This is a genomic window from Pseudomonas sp. JAI115 (assembly GCF_014200835.1).
GTDB classification, from domain to species: domain Bacteria; phylum Pseudomonadota; class Gammaproteobacteria; order Pseudomonadales; family Pseudomonadaceae; genus Aquipseudomonas; species Aquipseudomonas putida_A.
Genome location: NZ_JACHCY010000001.1, coordinates 661,449 through 678,304, shown reverse-complemented (window position 1 = coordinate 678,304; position 16,856 = coordinate 661,449). Strand labels below are relative to the sequence as shown.

General features: G+C 62.2%; 14 protein-coding genes. 9 read left to right on the top strand and 5 right to left on the bottom strand.

What is annotated here, in order from left to right; genetic code table 11:
- Window positions 1-275 precede the first annotated feature (275 nt).
- Entirely contained in the window at window positions 276-815 is a 540-nt protein-coding gene (moaB, locus tag HDC30_RS02990; protein ID WP_027611709.1) for a molybdenum cofactor biosynthesis protein B, read from the top strand.
- Window positions 812-2,017, top strand: coding sequence for a gephyrin-like molybdotransferase Glp (gene glp / locus HDC30_RS02985; protein WP_183780643.1), 1,206 nt, complete (start codon window positions 812-814; stop codon window positions 2,015-2,017). Before moaB ends, glp begins: the two co-directional genes overlap by 4 nt.
- A gap of 257 nt (window positions 2,018-2,274) precedes the next feature.
- Here the strand turns inward: glp and HDC30_RS02980 are convergent, their stop codons facing one another.
- Both HDC30_RS02980 and moaA read right to left on the bottom strand, forming a co-directional pair.
- Window positions 2,275-3,174, bottom strand: coding sequence for a bestrophin family protein (locus HDC30_RS02980; protein WP_183780640.1), 900 nt, complete (start codon window positions 3,172-3,174; stop codon window positions 2,275-2,277).
- 35 nt (window positions 3,175-3,209) lie between these two features.
- Window positions 3,210-4,208 (bottom strand): GTP 3',8-cyclase MoaA, encoded by a 999-nt coding sequence (gene moaA / locus HDC30_RS02975; protein ID WP_183780637.1) that lies wholly within the window; start codon window positions 4,206-4,208, stop codon window positions 3,210-3,212.
- A gap of 357 nt (window positions 4,209-4,565) precedes the next feature.
- Here moaA and HDC30_RS02970 point away from each other — a divergent pair, with 357 nt between their 5' ends.
- The 4 genes from HDC30_RS02970 (at window position 4,566) to HDC30_RS02955 (ending at window position 9,562) form a co-directional block, all read left to right on the top strand.
- The gene (locus tag HDC30_RS02970) at window positions 4,566-6,890 is read left to right on the top strand and encodes an FdhF/YdeP family oxidoreductase (protein WP_183780634.1); all 2,325 of its coding nucleotides are present in this window, start codon (window positions 4,566-4,568) and stop codon (window positions 6,888-6,890) included.
- Window positions 6,891-6,996: 106 nt separating this feature from the next.
- Window positions 6,997-8,400, top strand: coding sequence for a cytochrome ubiquinol oxidase subunit I (locus tag HDC30_RS02965; RefSeq protein ID WP_183781329.1), 1,404 nt, complete (start codon window positions 6,997-6,999; stop codon window positions 8,398-8,400).
- A 3-nt stretch (window positions 8,401-8,403) separates the two neighbouring features.
- Window positions 8,404-9,420 carry a cytochrome d ubiquinol oxidase subunit II gene (cydB, locus tag HDC30_RS02960; protein WP_096796447.1) on the top strand — a complete coding sequence of 339 codons (1,017 nt, stop codon included), beginning with the start codon at window positions 8,404-8,406 and terminating at the stop codon, window positions 9,418-9,420.
- Window positions 9,407-9,562: a DUF2474 family protein gene (locus HDC30_RS02955; RefSeq protein WP_081730198.1), complete on the top strand. Its 156-nt coding sequence runs from the start codon at window positions 9,407-9,409 to the stop codon at window positions 9,560-9,562. Before cydB ends, HDC30_RS02955 begins: the two co-directional genes overlap by 14 nt.
- Before the next feature lie 633 nt (window positions 9,563-10,195).
- Here HDC30_RS02955 and HDC30_RS02950 read toward each other — a convergent pair.
- A complete protein-coding gene (locus HDC30_RS02950) occupies window positions 10,196-11,047 on the bottom strand; it encodes a CAP domain-containing protein (RefSeq protein ID WP_098964441.1) in 852 nt (283 codons plus the stop codon).
- A 199-nt stretch (window positions 11,048-11,246) separates the two neighbouring features.
- On the opposite strand from HDC30_RS02950, the gene HDC30_RS02945 reads away from it, so the two are divergent.
- Window positions 11,247-11,867: a cell wall hydrolase gene (locus HDC30_RS02945; RefSeq protein WP_183780631.1), complete on the top strand. Its 621-nt coding sequence runs from the start codon at window positions 11,247-11,249 to the stop codon at window positions 11,865-11,867.
- Here HDC30_RS02945 and HDC30_RS02940 read toward each other — a convergent pair.
- Complete coding sequence (locus tag HDC30_RS02940) at window positions 11,864-12,751, bottom strand: LysR family transcriptional regulator (protein ID WP_027611719.1); 888 nt, start codon at window positions 12,749-12,751, stop codon at window positions 11,864-11,866. The genes HDC30_RS02945 and HDC30_RS02940 overlap by 4 nt on opposite strands.
- Before the next feature lie 103 nt (window positions 12,752-12,854).
- On the opposite strand from HDC30_RS02940, the gene HDC30_RS02935 reads away from it, so the two are divergent.
- Complete coding sequence (locus tag HDC30_RS02935) at window positions 12,855-14,243, top strand: MFS transporter (RefSeq protein WP_183780628.1); 1,389 nt, start codon at window positions 12,855-12,857, stop codon at window positions 14,241-14,243.
- On the opposite strand, the gene HDC30_RS02930 is transcribed toward HDC30_RS02935, so the two are convergent.
- On the bottom strand, window positions 14,191-14,904 hold the full coding sequence (locus HDC30_RS02930) for a murein L,D-transpeptidase catalytic domain family protein (RefSeq protein WP_027611721.1): 714 nt from the start codon (window positions 14,902-14,904) through the stop codon (window positions 14,191-14,193). The genes HDC30_RS02935 and HDC30_RS02930 overlap by 53 nt on opposite strands.
- Window positions 14,905-15,054: 150 nt before the next feature.
- Here HDC30_RS02930 and HDC30_RS02925 point away from each other — a divergent pair, with 150 nt between their 5' ends.
- A complete protein-coding gene (locus HDC30_RS02925; protein WP_134786707.1) occupies window positions 15,055-16,671 on the top strand; it encodes a murein L,D-transpeptidase in 1,617 nt (538 codons plus the stop codon).
- Window positions 16,672-16,856: the final 185 nt, after the last annotated feature.

Genomic DNA, 16,856 nt, shown 5'->3' with positions numbered 1-16,856 from the left:
GCTCGTTGAGAAATTGAATGGAGTACTGACGCAGATGCGCGCAGCGCACGAAAAACGCGAGGTGTGACGATCTCACCTGCCTGTATCTGCGTCCAATCGGAAGAATTGAAAAGCCTATCGATCAGCTCTATCGCCCATGGTTTCAAAGGCGTTGGCCGAGGTCAACGGCGCCGATAGAGCAGCTCGATAATGTGGTTGGCCAGAGTGATTAGACAGTACTCATAAGTGGCACTTAGGCTGCTCGGCAATCTGATTGACTACTGCCGGAGATTCCCATGAGTGCGAAAGCGGATGCCCTGTTTGTCCCCCTGAACATAGCCGTACTGACCGTCAGCGATACTCGCGATTATGCGAGCGACACGTCCGGCCAATTGCTGGTCAGCCGCTTGCTGGAGGCCGGTCATACCTTGAGCGAACGCAACCTGCTCAAGGATGACCTGTACAAGATCCGCGCCCAGGTCGCGCACTGGATTGCCGACGACAGCATTCAGGTGGTGCTGATCACCGGCGGCACTGGTTTCACCGGGCGCGACAGCACGCCGGAAGCGGTGGCCTGTCTGCTCGACAAGCAGATCGACGGGTTTGGCGAGTTGTTCCGCGCCATTTCGATTCTCGACATCGGCACCTCGACCGTGCAAAGCCGCGCGCTGGCCGGGCTGTCCAACGGCACGCTGGTGTGCTGCCTGCCGGGTTCGACCGGTGCCTGTCGCACAGCGTGGGAAGGTATCCTCGCCGAGCAACTGGATAACCGCCACCGCCCGTGCAACTTTGTGCCGCACCTCAAATCAGTCGCTGCCTGTGGGCCGCGCGGATGAGCAAGGCAGGGTTGATGCCGGTCGAGGACGCCCTCGACCAGTTGCTCGGCATGGCCAATGAGCAACGTCTGGCCGATAGCGAAATTCTGCCGCTCGACGAGGCACGTGGGCGGGTGCTGGCCAGTGATCTGGTCGCCTCGCTCGACTTGCCGCCGTGGCCGAATAGCGCCATGGACGGTTATGCCTTGAACCTGGCCGATCTGCATCGTCAGCCGCTGAAGGTGTCGCAGAAGGTCTACGCCGGTCTGGCACCGGACGCGCTATTGCCCGGCACCTGCGCGCGGATCTTTACCGGCGCACCGTTGCCGCCCGGCGCTACCTGCGTCGAGATGCAGGAGAACGTCGAAGTGCTGGAGGACGGCCGCGTGCGTTTTTTGCAGCCGTTGAAGGCGGGGCAGAACATTCGCGCGCAGGGTCAGGAAAACCGCGTCGGCGACATCCTGCTGCGCGCCGGCAAACGCCTCGGGCCGTTCGAACTGGCGGTCGCCGCCGGGCAGGGGCTGGCACAGGTGCACGTGGTGCGTCGCCCGCGCGTGGCGCTGCTGTCCACCGGTGACGAACTGGTCGAGCCGGGCCTGCCGCTGCGTCCCGGCAGCATCTACAACAGCAACCGCGTGTTGCTCGGCCACTGGCTGAGGGAACTGGGCTGCGAGGTGATCGACGCCGGGATCCTGCCGGATCGTCCGGCGCAGACGCGGCTCAAACTTGAGCAACTGCAAGTGGCGGCTGACCTGATCCTGACCACCGGCGGGGTGTCTGCCGGCGATGCCGATTGCCTTGGGCAGGTGCTGCGCGAGGACGGCAAACCGCTGCTGTGGAAGTTGGCGATCAAGCCTGGCAAACCGCTGACCGTGGGCCATTTCGGCACGGTGCCGGTGATTGGCCTGCCGGGCAATCCGACCTCGGCGCTGGTAACTTTTGGCCTGCTGGCGCGACCGTATCTGCTGCGCATTCAAGGCGTGGAAGAGGTCATGCCGTTGAGCTTTACGGTGAATGCCGGGTTCGCCTGGAGCAAGGCGGGCAGCCGTCGAGAGTATCTGCGGGTGCGGCTGGAGGCGGGCAGTGCGGTGTTGTATCCGAACCAGAGTTCCGGCGTTTTGCTCGGAGCGACCTGGGCCGATGGGCTGGTTGAGGTGCCGGAAAACAGTACTCACAACATCGGGGATGAGCTGCGCTTCATTCCCTTCAGTGAACTCTTCTGACCCCAACACGAATCAAAACTGTGGGAGCGAGCCTGCTCGCGAAGGCGGCGTGTCATACAACATCAATGTTGACTGACAGGCACTCTTCGCGAGCAGGCTCGCTCCCACATTTGGATTTGTGATGATCAGCCATTCTGCGGGGTGTACCTGGAACCTGTAGGAGTGAGCCTGCTCGCGATGACGGCGGCACAGTCAACATCTTTACTGACTGGGCGACCGCTATCGCGAGCAGGCTCACTCCTACAGAGGGAGCGAGCTCAGCTCAGCACATAGTCCACCGGCAGCAACATCGGCGGCAGGTCGGTTTCGCCCAGTTCGCTGAGAATGTCACGCTCGATGGTGCGCACCAGCGAGTCGGTCGCCAAATCGTTTTCGTCGCGGCCGAACGGGTCTTCCAGTTCATCGGCAATCGCATCCAGACCAAAGAACGTGTAGCTGACAATCGCCGTGAACAGCGGGGTCAGCCAGCCCAGCGGTTCGGCCATGGCGAACGGCAGCAGGACGCAGAACAGGTAGATCGTGCGGTGCAGCAGCAAGGTGTAGGGGAAGGGCAGCGGGGTGTTTTTGATCCGCTCGCACACCGCTTGTGCCTGAGTCAGGCTGGTCAGGTGATTGGCCAGCAGCATGTAGCGCCACTCGCTCAGTTCACCGCTTTGATGCAGATCCGAACATTGCTGGCCGACCTGCTGCAGAATCCGCCCGCTGTAGTCCGGCACCTGCGCATCGTGTTGCGGGGTGATCCACTTGCTGCTGGCCGCCGCTTCGCTTTCCCGGCGCAACCGCGCGTTCAACGCATGAGCAAACCCGCAGAGGTTGAGCAGCAACGGCTTGCGCTGCGCCGATTCTCGGATGACATGGGTTTCGCGAATTACCGAACGAATGTGCACCAGCACATCGCCCCAGGCCTTGCGCGCTTCATACCAGCGGTCGTAGCAGGCGTTGTTGCGAAAATTCATGAAGATCGACAGTGACAGCCCGAGCAGGGTGAACGGCGTGGCGTTGACCTTGGTGAAGTTGCTCGGGTGGAGCATTTCAATCAGCACGATGGCAGAAGCCAGCAGGGTGACCATCAAGGTGCGCAGGGCGATACGTTTGGCGATCGAACCCTTCAGGGTGAAGAGGATGGCGAATTGGTTGACCTTGGGTCTGATGATCATGCTGGGCGATCCCGGTTACGCAGGGTGAGGGCGGCTCAGCCGCCGGTCATGTTCATGAAGCGCACGACCTGAACGTCGTCGTTCACTTCGAAATTGTGCCGATACGGCTTGAGTTTCATCGCTTCGATGATGGCCTTCTCCAGCCGCTCTGGTTGCCCCGGATGAGCGCGCAGCACGGCTTTGAGATCCATCGAATGCTCGTTACCCAGACACAGTAGCAGGCGCCCTTCGACGGTCAGTCGCACGCGGTTGCAAGTGCCACAGAAATTGTGGCTGTGCGGCGAGATAAAGCCCAGACGAATGTCCGGCGCCTCGGCCAGCCGCCAGTAGCGCGACGGGCCCTGGGTCGACTCGGCGGAGTCGATCAGGGTGTAGCGCTCGGCGATTTTTTCGCGCACCTGGGCGCTGGAGAAAAACGACTCGGCGCGGCTGTGTTCGCTGATGATCCCCAGCGGCATTTCCTCGATGAAGGAGACGTCGAGCTGGCGGTCGATGGCAAAGCTCACCAGATCGTTGATCTCCTGATCGTTGCGCCCCTGCATCACCACCACGTTGAGTTTGGTTCGGGTGAAACCGGCCTTGCGCGCCGCATCGATGCCGCTGATCACCTGCGCCAGATCACCGGTGCGGGTCATTTGCTTGAAACGATCCGGGTCGAGGCTGTCGAGGCTGATGTTCAGCCGCTTGACCCCGGCGTCGAACAACGGCGCGGCGAGTTTGCCCAGCTGCGAGCCATTGGTGGTCATGCACAGCTCACGCAGGCCGGGCAGGGCGGCGATCTGCTCGCACAGCTTGACCACGCCCGGACGAATCAGCGGCTCGCCGCCGGTCAGGCGAATCTTGCGCGTGCCCAGCGCCACGAAGCTCTGCGCCAGTTGATAGATCTCCTCCAGCGTCAGCACTTGCTGGCGCGGCAGAAACTGCATGTCCTCGGCCATGCAATACACGCAGCGGAAGTCGCAGCGGTCGGTGACCGACATGCGCAGATAGTCGACGCGGCGGTTGTAACCATCGATCAAGACACGCTCTGACATGACAGCCTCGCAGAAGTGGGAAGTCCGCATGGACGGAACCGGTTAGCGCAGATTATGGGCAACTTCAGATCTCGTCCAATCACTGTTTATGACTGCTTGATTGAGCGCGTCGATGATCAATTATTTTCTCTGGAAAGTTACCGCTTTAGTTTCGCAACGCCCCGTAAATAAAGGGTTTTTCGCCGTGATAGAGGGTTTCGATAATGTGGTCATAAATAGCGATTAGACAATGTTTTGTAACGGTTCATATCCTTGCTCCGGCAACTGAAACGACCACTTTATTGCTGTGCAAAGTCGGCCGTCGCTGTTTAACCAAGATCAGGTTCATGCCTGTGTGCATCGTCATGGAGATGTCCCATGTCACAAGTCGACCGTTACAAACCTTACAAGGGTGCCGCTGCCGGTTGGGGGGCTGTGATCAGCCTGACCAAAAGCTGGCTGGGCAGTGAAAACGCCCTGAAAAACATCCGCGCCATGCTCAAGACCAACCAGAACGGCGGCTTCGACTGCCCGGGCTGTGCCTGGGGTGAGGCACCCGGTGCGAGCATGCTCAAGTTCTGCGAGAACGGCGCCAAAGCGGTGAACTGGGAGGCCACCGGGCGTTTGGTCGACCCGGCGTTCTTCAATAAGTACACGGTATCGAGCCTGGCCGAGCAGAGCGACTACTGGCTGGAATATCAGGGCCGTCTGACCCACCCGATGCGCTACGACGCGCGGATCGACCGTTATGTGGAAACCACCTGGGAAGACGCGTTCGCGCTGATCGCCGAACACCTCAAGGGTCTGAAATCGCCGCACGAGGCCGAGTTCTATACCTCGGGCCGGGCCAGCAACGAAGCGGCGTTTCTCTATCAGTTGTTCGTCCGCGCCTATGGCACCAACAACTTTCCTGACTGCTCGAACATGTGCCACGAAGCCAGTGCGGTGAGCATGGGCGAGACGCTGGGCGTGGGCAAGGGCACCGTGGTCTACGAGGATCTGCATCATGCCGACGCGATTTTCGTCATCGGCCAGAACCCCGGCACCAACCACCCACGCATGCTCGAACCGCTGCGTGAAGCGGTGAAACGCGGCGCGCAGGTGGTGTGCATCAACCCGCTGAAAGAGCGTGGCCTGGAACGTTTCCAGAACCCGCAGAACCCGATCGAGATGCTCAGCAACGGTTGGGAAGCGACCAACACCGCGTACTTCCGCCCGGCCCTGGGTGGCGACATGGCGATGATTCGCGGCATGGTCAAATTCCTTCTGCAGTGGGAACGTGAAGCCCAGGCCTGCGGTGGCGAACCGGTGTTCGACCATGCGTTTATCGCCGAGCACACCTCGGGTCTGGACAGTTACCTGGCAGAAGTCGACGCCACGACCTGGGAGCACATCCTCGAGCAGTCCGGCGTGCCGTTGCACGACATCGAACTGGCGGCGCGCATGTATGGCCGCGCCAAGAGCGTGATCATGTGCTGGGCCATGGGCCTGACCCAACACGTGCACTCGGTGCCGACCCTGCAGGAGGTCATCAACCTGCAACTGCTGCGCGGCAACGTTGGCCGTCCGGGTGCCGGTCTGTCGCCGGTGCGTGGTCACAGCAACGTGCAGGGCGACCGCACCATGGGCATCAACGAACTGGCGCCGAAGGAGCTGATGGACGCGCTGGAAAAACGCTTCAACTTCAAAGTGCCGCGCATGCACGGCCACAACACGGTGATGGCGATCGGTGCGATGGAGCGTGGCGAAGCCAAAGTGTTTATCGGTCTGGGCGGCAACTTTGCCCAAGCCACGCCGGACACCCCGCGAACCCACGAAGCGATGCGCAAACTCGACCTGACCGTGCACATTTCGACCAAGCTCAACCGCAGCCATCTGGTCACCGGTCGCGACGCATTGATCCTGCCGTGCCTCGGTCGCACCGACATCGACATCCAGGCCGAAGGCCCGCAAGGCGTGACCGTGGAAGACACCTTCAGCATGGTGCATTTGTCGTTCGGTCAGTTGAAACCGAAGTCGGCGCACTTGAAATCCGAGCCGGCGATCATTGCCGGAATCGCCGCCGCCACGTTGGGCAAGCATCCAATCGATTGGGAGTGGGTGGTGGGCGACTACGGGCGCATTCGCAATCTGATCGGCGATGTGATTCCGGGCTTCGAGAACTTCAACGAAAAACTGCTGACCCCGGGTGGCTTCCACCTCGGCAACGACGCCTCGGATCGGGTCTGGAACACTGAGTCGGGCAAAGCCCAGTTCACCCCGTGCGTGCTGCCGGAACACCTGATCAGCGAAGGCGTGCGCAACCTGCCGGTCAAGCCGGATCTGATCCTGCAGACCATGCGCTCCCACGACCAGTACAACACCACGCTGTACGGCCTCGACGACCGTTATCGCGGGGTCTACGGCATGCGCGACGTGATCTTCGCCAACGAACAGGATATCCAGCGCCTCGGTTTCGAACCGGGGCAGAAGGTCGATCTGGTGGCGCTGTGGGATGACGAGCGCGAGCGTCGGGTCAGCGGTTTCACCCTGATCGCCTACGACATTCCGCCCGGTCAGGCCGCGGCGTACTACCCGGAAACCAATCCGCTGGTGCCGCTGGAAAGCTACGGCGACCGGACCTACACGCCGACCTCGAAATTCGTCGCGATTCGCCTCGAAGCGGCCAAGGTCAGCAACCTGATCCCGTCATCGCTGGCCTGACCCGCAACCTATAAAAACACTGACAATTTCACTGGCTGCAGGCGTTCGCGCCTGGCGGTGGCCCGGCGACGTGCTGCCGCTTTTCAGCCTGGATGAGGACATCATCATGCTCAACATGGAGGCACTGGACCTGGCGCGAATTCAATTCGCGTTCACGGTTTCGTTCCACATTATCTTCCCGGCGATCACTATCGGCCTGGCGAGTTTCCTCGCGGTACTCGAAGGCCTGTGGCTGAAAACCCGTGACGACACCTACCGCGATCTCTACCACTTCTGGTCGAAGATCTTTGCCGTCAACTTCGGCATGGGCGTGGTCTCGGGGCTGGTCATGGCGTACCAGTTCGGCACCAACTGGAGCGGCTTTTCCGACTTCGCCGGTAGCATCACCGGGCCGTTGCTGACCTATGAGGTGCTGACGGCGTTCTTCCTTGAGGCCGGTTTCCTCGGGGTCATGCTGTTCGGCTGGAACCGCGTCGGCCGTGGCTTGCACTTCTTTGCCACGGTGATGGTCGCTATCGGCACGCTGATTTCAACCTTTTGGATTCTCGCCTCCAACAGCTGGATGCAGACGCCGCAGGGCTTCGAAATCGTCGACGGGCGGGTGATGCCGCTGGACTGGCTGGCGATTGTGTTCAACCCGTCGTTTCCGTTCCGTCTGGCGCACATGGCGATCGCCGCGTTCGTCGCCACGGCCTTCTTCGTGGGCTCGTCGGCGGCCTGGCATTTGCTGCGCGGCAACAATACCGCGCCGGTGCGCCGGATGTTTTCCATGGCGTTGTGGATGGCGCTGATCGTGGCACCGATTCAGGCGGTGGTCGGTGACGCCCACGGCTTGAACACCCTGGAACATCAACCGGCAAAAATCGCCGCCATCGAAGGCCATTGGGAAAACGCCGACAACGGCCCGACGCCGCTGGTGCTGTTCGGCATCCCCGACATGCAGGCGGAGAAGACCAAATATGCGCTGGAGATTCCGTACCTCGGCAGCCTGATCCTGACTCACAGCCTCGACAAGCAGATCCCGGCGCTCAAGAGCTTCCCGAAAGAGGACCGGCCGAACTCGACCATCATCTTCTGGAGCTTCCGCGTCATGGCTGGGCTGGGCATGTTGATGATCCTTGTCGGTGTGCTCGGTCTGGCGCTGCGCCGTGGCGGCAAGCTCTATCAGCATCGCGGCTTCCAGCGTCTGGTATTGCTGATGGGGCCGAGCGGGTTGATCGCGTTGCTGGCCGGCTGGATCACTACCGAAGTCGGGCGTCAGCCGTGGGTGGTTTACGGCCTGATGCGCACCCATGACGCCGCGTCGCACCACTCGGTGGCGCAGATGAGCACCTCGCTGTTGCTGTTCGTGGTGATCTACTGCTCGGTATTCACCGTGGGCATCGGCTACATGATGAAACTGGTGAAGAAGGGTCCGCAGCCGCATCACGAACATCCGCCGGAGGGCGATCAGTTGCAGACCCCGCGCCGGCCTATTTCAGCGGCGACCGCCCCGATGAAGGAGCATTGAGTCATGGGTATTCAAGGTATCGATCTCTCGTTGATCTGGGGTGTGATCATCGCCTTCGGGGTGATGATGTACGTGATCATGGACGGCTTCGATCTGGGCCTGGGGATCCTGTTTCCGCTGATCCCGGATGAGCAGGAGCGCGACGTGATGATGAACACCGTCGCCCCGGTGTGGGACGGCAACGAAACCTGGCTGGTGCTCGGTGGTGCGGCGTTGTATGGCGCGTTTCCACTGGCCTACGGGGTGATTCTGGAGGCGCTGTACCTGCCGCTGATCCTGATGCTCTGCGGGCTGATTTTCCGTGGCGTGGCGTTCGAGTTTCGCTTCAAGTCGTCAGCGCAAAAGCGTCACTGGTGGGACAAGGCGTTCATCGGCGGTTCGCTGCTGGCGACGTTCTCCCAGGGTGTGGCGATCGGCGCCTACGTGTCGGGCATTCCCGTGGTGAATCGGCAGTTTGCCGGTGGCGGCCTGGACTGGCTGGCGCCGTTTCCGCTGGTGTGCGGCGTCGGTCTGGTGGTGGCGTATGCGCTGCTGGGCAGCACCTGGTTGCTGGTCAAGACCGAAGGCATGCTCGAGTCGCGGATGCGTCTGTTCACCCGGCCGCTGGCGTGGTTGCTGACGGCGATGGTGGTGGTGATTGGTGCGTGGACACTGAAGTTGCACCCGGAGCTGGCCACTCGCTGGTCGACCAGCGGGCACTTGATGGTGTTCGCCGGGTTGGTGGTGCTGGCACTGCTGGCGTTGTTCGGGCTGCTGCGTACCTTGCGTCAGCGTCACACCCACTGGCCGTTCGTGTTCACTCTGGTGTTGATGCTGCTCGGTTACATCGGCCTGGCGTTGAGCATCTGGCCAAACATCATCCCGCCATCGGTGAGCCTGTGGGCCGCGGCGTCACCGCCATCGAGCCAGTTGTTCGCCCTGATCGGCGCACTGTTCATCCTGCCGGTGATCCTGATGTACACCTTCTGGAGCTACTACGTATTCCGCGGCAAAGTGAGGATTGGCGATGGCTACCATTGATTCGCGTGAGGTCAAAACCAGCCGCTGGTACAAGCGCCTGGGCTGGTTGTTGCTGATCTGGTTCGGCAGTGTCGTGTCACTCGCCGTGGTGGCGAGTGTACTGAAACTGGCGATGTATGCAGCGGGGATGAGAACCCACTGACCCTGAAAAACCGGAGCCATGGCTCCGGTTTTTTTTGTGCCTCCCCATCCTTCGGATGACTGATTAACCTGTGGGAGCTGGGGGCTGATTGGAAGAGGTGAGAACACTGCCAATTATTGTGGGAGCTGGCTTGCCAGCGAAGGCGATGGGTCAGACGACATCGATGGTTGACTGTGCAGGCCTCATCGCTGGCAAGCCAACGCCCACAGGGGATGGGGGTTATTGGAAGAGGTGAGAACACTGCCAATCATTGTGGGAGCTGGCCTGCCAGCGATGGCGATGGGTCAGACGACATCGATGGTTGACTGTGCAGGCCTCATCGCTGGCAGGCCAGCTCCCACAGGGGATGGGGGTTATTGGAAGAGGTGAGAACACTGCCAATTATTGTGGGAGCTGGCTTGCCAGCGAAGGCGATGGGTCAGACGACATCGATGGTTGACTGTGCAGGCCTCATCGCTGGCAAGCCAACTCCCACAGGGGATGGGGGTTATTGGAAGAGGTGAGAACACTGCCAATCATTGTGGGAGCTGGCTTGCCAGCGATGGCGATAGGTCAGACGACATCGATGGTTGACTGTGCTGGCCTCATCGCTGGCAAGCCAGCTCCCACAGGGAACACTAGTGTTTTTGGGAGTTACTGCGCCCCAAACATCGCGGTCCAGTAAATCCCGGCGCTGCTCTTTGGATCGGTCGCGTAGGCGGCGCCGAGTTCTTTGTATTGCGGGTTCATCAGGTTAGCGCAGTGGCCGGGGCTGGCGAGCCAGCCGTCGACGACCTTGCGCACGGTGTCTTGCCCGGCGGCGATGTTTTCGCCGACCAGTTGCCCGCTGTAGCCGGCCAGTTCGGCGCGGTCACCGGGTGTGCGGCCGTCGCGGTCCTTGTGGTCGAAATAGTTGTTGTTGGCCATGTCGCGGCTGTGATCCTGGGAGATCGTGCCCAGGCTCGCGTTCCACGCCAGTGGCCCGGCAGCGGCAAAGGCCTGGCCGCCGCATTGGCGCGGCTGGGCGCGGGCGGCGTTGAGTTGTTCGAGCAACTTCTGGCCTTCGCTTTGCGCATCGCCGAGCTTCGCCGACAGTAGAGGTCGCGCCAGCACAATACGCCAGTCACGATCAGCACGGCTGACCCCGACATCGACGAACTGCGGGTCCAGCACCACCTGGCAGAAACTTTCCTCAATCGCCTTCATCGCCGACGCTGCATCCCGTGGGCCGTTGAGGGTGATCGCCTGCACGTTGACCATCGGGTAACTGGCGCTGGCCATGGCCTGTTGCAGATCGACCGCACCGGCGGCCGGCAGTCTCAGCCGTGGATCGGCCGACAGCGGTGGCAGTTCACTGGACGCCTGGCTGCCGCAACGCTGCGGTTGGCTGCGGTAGGCATTGATCGACTCGATCAGTTGCGACTCGTCGGCAGCCATGGCCGAGGCGGCCACAGCCAGGCCCACGGACAGCGCGGCAAAACGCAAGACGGATGGCATGAAGCGCATGGAAATCTCCCTTGAGCTGAGTGCGCTCATGATGCGCGAAAGGCCCCCGGTCAGTGCAATGTCTTTTTCTTCATCGAGCGGTTTTTTCTGTGGAACGTTACGTCGGTATTTGCCGTCTACACTCTCCGAAGGCCCCGGGAACCGGGCGTCTCCCCCACGAAACACCTTGCCCGGAACGGGCGTTGCCGGAAGAACTGACATGGGATTGAAATGGTTGGCTGGCTGTTTCGCATTAACCCTTATGGCCGGCGTTGTGAACGCCACCGATCAGACCCCGATCAAGGCCAAGGCCGAAGAGAAAGCCCAGGTGCTGGAAGAAAAGGCCGCCGACAAAGTCAGCGCGGCGCCAGCACCCAAATCCGAAGCGATCACCCCCACTGAAGTGCAGGCGGTTGACCCCGCCGGCACCGCGCCGCTGGACGATCCGATCACCTGCCTGGCACGCAGTATCTACTGGGAAGCCAAAGGCCGTGACACGCTGGAAATGGAGGCGGTGGCCAACGTGGTGATGAACCGCCTCGGCCATGACGGCTTCCCCGACACCGTGTGTGCAGTCGTCAAGCAAGGTTCGGAAACCAAGAGCTGCCAGTTCTCCTGGTGGTGCGATGGCAAGGCCGATCAGGTCAAGGAAGACGCCGAATACACCCTGGCCAAGGACATCGCCGGTAAGGCGCTCAACCGCCAGTTGCCGGATCGCACCCATGGCGCACTGTACTTCCATGATCGCCAGGTGCATCCGAGCTGGGCCAAGGAGTACAAAAAGACCGCCGCGGTCGGCAAATTCCTGTTCTATAAACCGGCCGGCGGCGATGCGCGTTAGACGCAGACTTCCCGTACACAGTTGCGCAGCCAGCGGTGCGCCGGGTCGGCGTCCATACGCGGGTGCCAGAGCATCGACACGCTGATCGGCGGCATCCTGAAGGGCAGGGCGAAGCTGTGCAGGCCCATGCGCAGCTTGCTGGTGTGACGCTCCGGAACCGTGGCGATCAGGTCCGATTCGCGGACCAGCGTCAGCGCCGCCGAAAAGCCGCCGAACGAGGTGACGATATCCCGCGTCAGACCTGCGGCGAGCAACGCTTCGTCGACCGGGCCGCTGCTGCGCCCGCGCCGTGAGATCAGAATGTGCTGGCCGCCGGCAAAGCGTTTGCTGCTGATCTTGCCCGAGCTCAACGGATGGCCTTCGCGCACCACGCCGATCCAGTGATCCTCAAACAGAATGCGGCTGTGCAGCGTCGGGTCGGTGCTGTCGTCGACCACGCCGGTCTCCAGATCGACCCGGCCTTCGCGCAACGGCGTGCTGTCCTTGTCGGCTTTCTGCACAAAGCGCAGGCGCACGCCGGGCGCTTCTTCAGCGATGCGCGCGAGCAGCGCGGCGGCGAAGGTTTCGACAAAACCGTCGGTGTTGCGCAGGGTGAAGGTGCGCTGCAACTGGCCGGGATCGAGCACTTCGGCGGGGCGCAACACCGCCTCGGCTTCCTGCACCAGAGCGCTGACCCGCTCACGCAATTCCAGCGCACGCGGGGTCGGCACCAGACCTCGGCCGGCGCGCACCAGCAACGGATCGCCAGTGGTTTCGCGCAGCCGGGCCAGGGCGCGGCTCATCGCTGACGGGCTCAACCGCAGAATGTGCGCGGCGCGGGCGACGCTGCCTTCGCGCAACAACACGTCGAGGGTGATCAACAGGTTCAGATCCGGTGTGCTCATGACATGGCGTTCCGTGCAGGTATCAAGTGCAAAGCATGCGTCTTGCGCCTTGCCTTGTCGAGACGCAGGCTATGCCGTCTGACCTTTGCACCAGGAGCGCCCGATGCCCGGATCCCCCTTGCCCCCTCAAGCCCGCTGGGCGCTGACCAGTCTGGCGCTGTCGATGTTGATGCCGTCGCTGGACACCAGCATCGCCAATGCCGGATTACCGACCTTGGCTGCAGCGTTCGATGCGACGTTTCAACAGGTGCAGTGGATCGTGCTGGCCTACCTGCTGGCGGTCACCACGTTGATTGTCAGTGTCGGGCGTCTGGGCGATGTGTTCGGGCGGCGACGCCTGCTGCTGATCGGCATCGGCATTTTTACCAGTGCTTCGCTGTGCTGTGCGCTGGCGCCGGGGCTGGGCTGGTTGATCGGCGCGCGGGCCGTGCAGGGCCTTGGCGCGGCGATCATGTTCGCCTTGACGGTGGCGCTGGTGGCGGATGCGGTGCCCAAGGCGCGGGCGGGCAGTGCGATGGGCTTGCTGGCAACCATGTCGGCCACCGGCACCAGCCTCGGGCCATCGCTGGGCGGTCTGCTGATCACGCATGTCGGCTGGCCGTCGATCTTTGTCCTCAACGTGCCGTTGGGCCTGCTCAACGCGTGGCTGGTTTATCGATATCTGCCGGCGGATCGCCCGGCCAAATCGGCAGTCGCGTTTGATTACCTCGGCACCGTGGTGCTGGTATTGACGCTGGCCGCCTACGCGCTGGCGATGACGCTCGATGGCTACACGCTGATGTTGCTGCTGGTCAGCCTGTGCGGGGCAGGGGTGTTTGTTGCGGTCGAGATGAACGCCAGGGCGCCGCTGATTCGCCTGTCATTGTTTGCCGACGCACGTCTGAGCAGCAGCCTGGCGCTAACGTTGCTGGTAACGACGGTGATGATGACCACGCTGGTGGTCGGGCCGTTTTACCTGAGCCGGGGCCTGGGACTGGGCAGCACCGTGGTCGGCCTGGCATTGTCGGTCGGGCCGCTGCTGGCGGCGTGCGGCGGGGTGCCGGCGGGGCGTTTGGTGGATCGCTTCGGTGCGCGGCGGGTGGTGCCGGGGGCGTTGTTCGGGTTGGCCGGTGGTTGCAGTTTGTTGGCGTTGTTGCCGATGAGTCTCGGTCTGCCGGCGTATCTGCTGCCGATGGCTGTGGTTGCCAGCAGTTACGCGTTGTTCCAGGCGGCGAACAATACCGGGTTGATGGCGACGGTCAGTCAGGATCAGCGCGGCGTGGTGTCGGCCCTGCTCGGGCTGTCACGCAATCTCGGACTGATCACCGGCGCGGCGGTCATGGGCGCGGTGTTCGCCTTCGCTACGGGTGACCCGACGCAAGCCCCGGCCGAGGTCATCGGCAGTGGCTTGCACTACACGTTCGGGGTTGCGGCGGCGCTGATGGTCGTCGCCCTGATCGTCAGCTGGCGTGGGTACTCAAGATGCTCGCCACTTGCTGCGGCTGGCAGTTGAGGTACGGCGAGGACTTCAGCCAGCGCTGGTCCGGGTACCAGGAGAACATGAACTGGCCGTCCTTGAGTTTGTCGATCACCTGCTTCGCCACTTGCGGGCGCACCGCCGGGCAACCCTGGCTGCGACCGATACGGCCCTGACGCTTGCTCCACAACGGATTCACGTAGTCGGCGGCGTGGATCACGATGGCCCGGTCGCGGGCCAGGTCATTGAAGCCCGGCTCCAGACCGTCCATGCGCAGCGAATAACCGTGGGTCCCCTCGTAACTTTCCTGGGTGCGGAACAGACCGAGGCTGGATTGGTAACTGCCTTCGCGGTTGGAGAACTGGGTAGCGAAATTTTCCCCGGAATTTGAACCGTGGGCGACCAGATCGCGCAGCACCAGTTTCTTTCTGTTCAGATCGAAGATCCACAGCCGGCGGGCGGTGGAGGGCTGCGAATAGTCGATGATCGCCAAGTGGCGTGAGGGTCTCGCGCCATTGTTCACTGCGCATTGCATGGCGCTCAAGGCACCTTTCAGCGCTTGGGGATTGAGTTCCGGCGCGGCGTGGGCGAGGCTGGTGAAGAGAACCGGCGATGGTTTGCCGGCGGCGAAAGCTGGGCTGCTCACGACGACGAGGGTCGCGGTGGTCAGCAGAAGTCGGCGCAAATACGTCAACATTTATAAAGTGTCCTCACTTGCTACTTATTTGGCACTTTGGCTCCTGACTCCCAGTCATACCCGACAGACCCCTGTTTCGAGCCTGACTGTTCAGCGCACCTGATGTAAGGTTGACCGTCATTCAGACGGCCACGGATTGGAGTAAAGCAGTTGTTCAAAAAGTACGCATGCTACTTGAGCATTTGTTTGCTCGCTGCGCCGTTTGTCGCTTGCGCCGATGAGCCGCTGCCACCGTTGCAGACCCTGCCGACGCCGCCGGCGGAAATGCCGCTCGAGCCGCAAAGTCCGCTGCAAGCGGTGCTGATCGGTTTGCCCCAGGCGTGCCCGGCGATTGCCGCGCACCTGAGCGGCGCGGCGCTGACGCAATTGCAGGCGTTTTATCAGCAGCAGGACTGGCTGCCGGTGTGGGCCAGCGAGTCCGGGCGATTGCCGGCCTTGCGCGCGCAGTTGCAGCTGTTGGCCGATGATGGCCTCAATCCCAAGCGCTACCCGGTGGCGGCCAATCCGCCGCAGGACGGCGAGTTGTGTGCCGATATCGATATCAGCCGCTCGTATCTGCAAGCGCTGCAGGACCTGCATTACGGTCGTCTGCTGCAATCGCATTTCGAGCCGCTGTGGCATTCCGATGACACCCCGCGTGATCGTCAGGCGGAATTGCTGGCGATCGCCGTGCCCGGTCTGCACGACATCAAGACCGCGTTCGATCTGGCGCGTCCGCGTCTGGCGCAATACCAGAGCCTGCGCCACCTCTACGCCAGCCAGCGGCTGCAGGCCTTGCCGCACTGGCAGTCGGTGGGCAACGGCCCGTTGCTGCGCCCGGCGATGGAAGACAAACGCGTGCCGGAACTGGCCCAACGCCTGTTCAACGAAGGCTATCTGACTCACGCCATCGGTACGCCCGGCAATGCCTATGAGGGCGTGCTGGTGGAAGCGGTGAAGAGCTTTCAGGCCAACCATTCGTTGCAGGCCGACGGGGTAGTCGGGCCGGGGACGATTGCCGAGCTCAACATCAGCCCGCTGACGCGCCGCGAACAATTGCGCGTCAACCTTGAACGTTTCCGCTGGCTGGCGCAGGACATGGAGCCCGACGGTTTGCTGGTCAACGTCGCTGCCGCCGAGTTGACCCTATATCAGGCCGGCGTGCCGGTCTGGCAGACCCGTACCCAGGTCGGTCGCGCCGAGCGGCAGACCCCGCTGCTGAAATCAAGGGTCACCCGTCTGACCCTGAACCCGACCTGGACCGTGCCGCCGACCATCTGGAAGGAAGACAAACTGCCGGCGATCCGCAAGGATCAGACCTTCCTCAGCCGGCAGAATCTGCAGGTGCTCGACGCCCATGGCCAGCCGTTGGCCGCAGCGGATATCGACTGGGACAACCCCGGCAACATCATGCTGCGCCAGGAGGCCGGGCCGCGTAATCCGCTGGGGCAACTGGTGATCCGCTTCCCCAACCCATTCGCGGTTTACCTGCACGATACGCCGAGCAAGGCCCTGTTCGACAAAGGCCCGCGCGCCTTCAGCTCCGGCTGTGTGCGGGTCGAGCACCCGATGCAACTGCGCGACCTGTTGCTGACCCCGGCGGAACGTACGCGCACCGACACCTTGCTCGCCACCGGCAGCACCCACGAATTCCGCCTGTCGGCACCGGTTCCGATCCTGATGACCTACTGGACGGCGCAGGTCGGCAAGGATGGGCAGGTGCGCTATGCGCCGGATATCTATAGCCGCGACAGCGCGCTGCTCGCCGGTCTCGACGGCGCACACTGAATCGCAGTCATACATACAACCCTGTAGGAGTGAGCCTGCTCGCGATAGCGGTGTATCAGAAAGATCAACTTCACAAATACACCGCTATCGCGAGCAGGCTCACTCCTACAAAGGGGTTTGTGTGATTCCGCAAGCTTGCGCAGCGTCTAGCCCCAGTGTCCCCGCAATCCCATGGGGCGAGACTT

What these genes read in the sequence shown, in the direction of transcription:
- moaB (WP_027611709.1), top strand. Translation starts at nt 276, where the DNA reads ATGAGTGCGAAAGCGGATGCCCTGTTTGTCCCCCTGAACATAGCCGTA.
- glp (WP_183780643.1), top strand. Translation starts at nt 812, where the DNA reads ATGAGCAAGGCAGGGTTGATGCCGGTCGAGGACGCCCTCGACCAGTTG.
- HDC30_RS02980 (WP_183780640.1), bottom strand. Translation starts at nt 3,174, where the DNA reads ATGATCATCAGACCCAAGGTCAACCAATTCGCCATCCTCTTCACCCTG.
- moaA (WP_183780637.1), bottom strand. Translation starts at nt 4,208, where the DNA reads ATGTCAGAGCGTGTCTTGATCGATGGTTACAACCGCCGCGTCGACTAT.
- HDC30_RS02970 (WP_183780634.1), top strand. Translation starts at nt 4,566, where the DNA reads ATGTCACAAGTCGACCGTTACAAACCTTACAAGGGTGCCGCTGCCGGT.
- HDC30_RS02965 (WP_183781329.1), top strand. Translation starts at nt 6,997, where the DNA reads ATGCTCAACATGGAGGCACTGGACCTGGCGCGAATTCAATTCGCGTTC.
- cydB (WP_096796447.1), top strand. Translation starts at nt 8,404, where the DNA reads ATGGGTATTCAAGGTATCGATCTCTCGTTGATCTGGGGTGTGATCATC.
- HDC30_RS02955 (WP_081730198.1), top strand. Translation starts at nt 9,407, where the DNA reads ATGGCTACCATTGATTCGCGTGAGGTCAAAACCAGCCGCTGGTACAAG.
- HDC30_RS02950 (WP_098964441.1), bottom strand. Translation starts at nt 11,047, where the DNA reads ATGCGCTTCATGCCATCCGTCTTGCGTTTTGCCGCGCTGTCCGTGGGC.
- HDC30_RS02945 (WP_183780631.1), top strand. Translation starts at nt 11,247, where the DNA reads ATGGGATTGAAATGGTTGGCTGGCTGTTTCGCATTAACCCTTATGGCC.
- HDC30_RS02940 (WP_027611719.1), bottom strand. Translation starts at nt 12,751, where the DNA reads ATGAGCACACCGGATCTGAACCTGTTGATCACCCTCGACGTGTTGTTG.
- HDC30_RS02935 (WP_183780628.1), top strand. Translation starts at nt 12,855, where the DNA reads ATGCCCGGATCCCCCTTGCCCCCTCAAGCCCGCTGGGCGCTGACCAGT.
- HDC30_RS02930 (WP_027611721.1), bottom strand. Translation starts at nt 14,904, where the DNA reads ATGTTGACGTATTTGCGCCGACTTCTGCTGACCACCGCGACCCTCGTC.